Origin of the sequence: Microbispora sp. H10836 (assembly GCF_012999525.1) — a bacterium.
Classification (GTDB): domain Bacteria; phylum Actinomycetota; class Actinomycetes; order Streptosporangiales; family Streptosporangiaceae; genus Microbispora.
Map to the genome: position 1 here is coordinate 1 of NZ_JABBWU010000058.1, position 1532 is coordinate 1532.

General features: G+C 70.3%; 1 protein-coding gene. It reads right to left on the bottom strand.

From position 1 onward, the window contains the following. Positions 1–18: 18 nt before the first annotated feature. Complete coding sequence (locus HHX30_RS40215) at positions 19–1275, bottom strand: IS110 family transposase (protein ID WP_169989197.1); 1257 nt, start codon at positions 1273–1275, stop codon at positions 19–21. Positions 1276–1532: the final 257 nt, after the last annotated feature.

The window sequence follows — 1532 nt, forward strand, 5'->3', positions numbered from 1 at the left end:
GGCATGAGTAGCCCTGTGTCAAGCCGCCGCCTGTTGATCTTGTCTGAGCAGGGCCTGGAGGGCTCCGTGCTTGGCGGGGTCGTAGGCGACGCCGTCCTGCCAGCAGTGCCAGATCACATACAGCCAGGCGCGTGCCAGGATGCGGGTGGCGTGCGGGTGGTCCTTCCCGCGGGCGATGGCGTCGGCATACAGCTTGGCCGCCCAGGGGTTGGCCCTGCGGGAGTCGGCGGCGAAGTCGCAGACCGCATCGCGCAGTTGCTTGTTGACCGCCCAGCGGAAGGCGACGCTTTTGTGCTTGCCGGATTGGCGGGTGGAAGGGGCGACGCCGGCCAGGCAGGCCAGGGACGCGGGGTCGGGGAATCGGGCGCGGCAGTCGCCGATCTCGGCCAGCAGCCGGGCGGCACGCACGGTGCCCGAGCGGGGCAGGGAGGTGAAGGTCTGTGCGTCGGCGTGCAGCGCGAGTTGCTCGCTGATCTGTGCTTCCAGGGTTTTGATCTGCTCGACCAGGCTGGTCAGGACGGCCAGCAGGGCGCGGGTGATGTGGGCGCGGGTGGTTCCGTCGGCGCCGGTGGCGCCGTGTGGGGCGGCCTTGAGGTGGGCCAGCAGCGCGGCGGGGGTCTTGCGGCCGCAGTAGCCGACGCTGGCCAGCCAGGCCGCCAGGCGTCGTTCGCTGAGCCAGTCGGCGCGGTCCTGGCAGTCGAAGCGGGTCAGGAAGGCCAGGCTGATCGGGCTGTCGAGGTCGGCGAACAACCCGACCGCTGCAGGGAAGGCCGTAGCCAGGTGGGCGCGCAACTGGTTGCATACGGCGACACGGTGGGCGACCAGGTCGCGGCGGGCACGCACGGTGGAGCGCAGCGTCGTGGTGGCGGGGCTGTCGGGGGTCAGGGGCCGCAGCCGGGCGCGGTCGGTCCGCAGGGTGTCGGCCAGCACGAACGCGTCGAACCGGTCGTCTTTGTTGCCGGCCGCCCCATAGCGCGAACGCAGGTTCTTGACCTGGTTCGGGCTGATCACCACGACGGTCAGATCGGCGGCGAGCAGCGCTTCGACGATCGGGCCGTCGCCGCGTTCGATGGCGACCTCGGCGACGCCGGCCTTGGCCAGACGGCGGGTCAGTTCGGTCAGGCCGGTGCCGGTGTGGTTCACGGTGAAACGCTTGACCACTTTTCCGGCCGCGTCGACGACGCAGCAGGCGTGATCGGCGCTGGCCCAGTCGATACCGGCGGTCACACCGTTCGGCGCACTCGCGGGCAGGGGTGTGTGGGGGGCATACTGCATGACAGCCTCTCCGCTGCTAGCTCCAGTGGGGAGGCACCCTTTTGTCGGTTCCGGGACGCGGCAGCCGGTCTGCTCACTGATCGGCGCTCGACGGCGCTCAGCCCTGTCGACGGTCGGCACGTCCCGGGTAACCGCCGGATCCCGCGGAACTCATGCTGGACCTCAACTGGTCGAGCGAGCAGGGCGGTGACCCGGCGGCACCTCGGGTGCATCAGCAGTCTCACGACTACCGACACAAGGATGGTGCACCAGTGAGC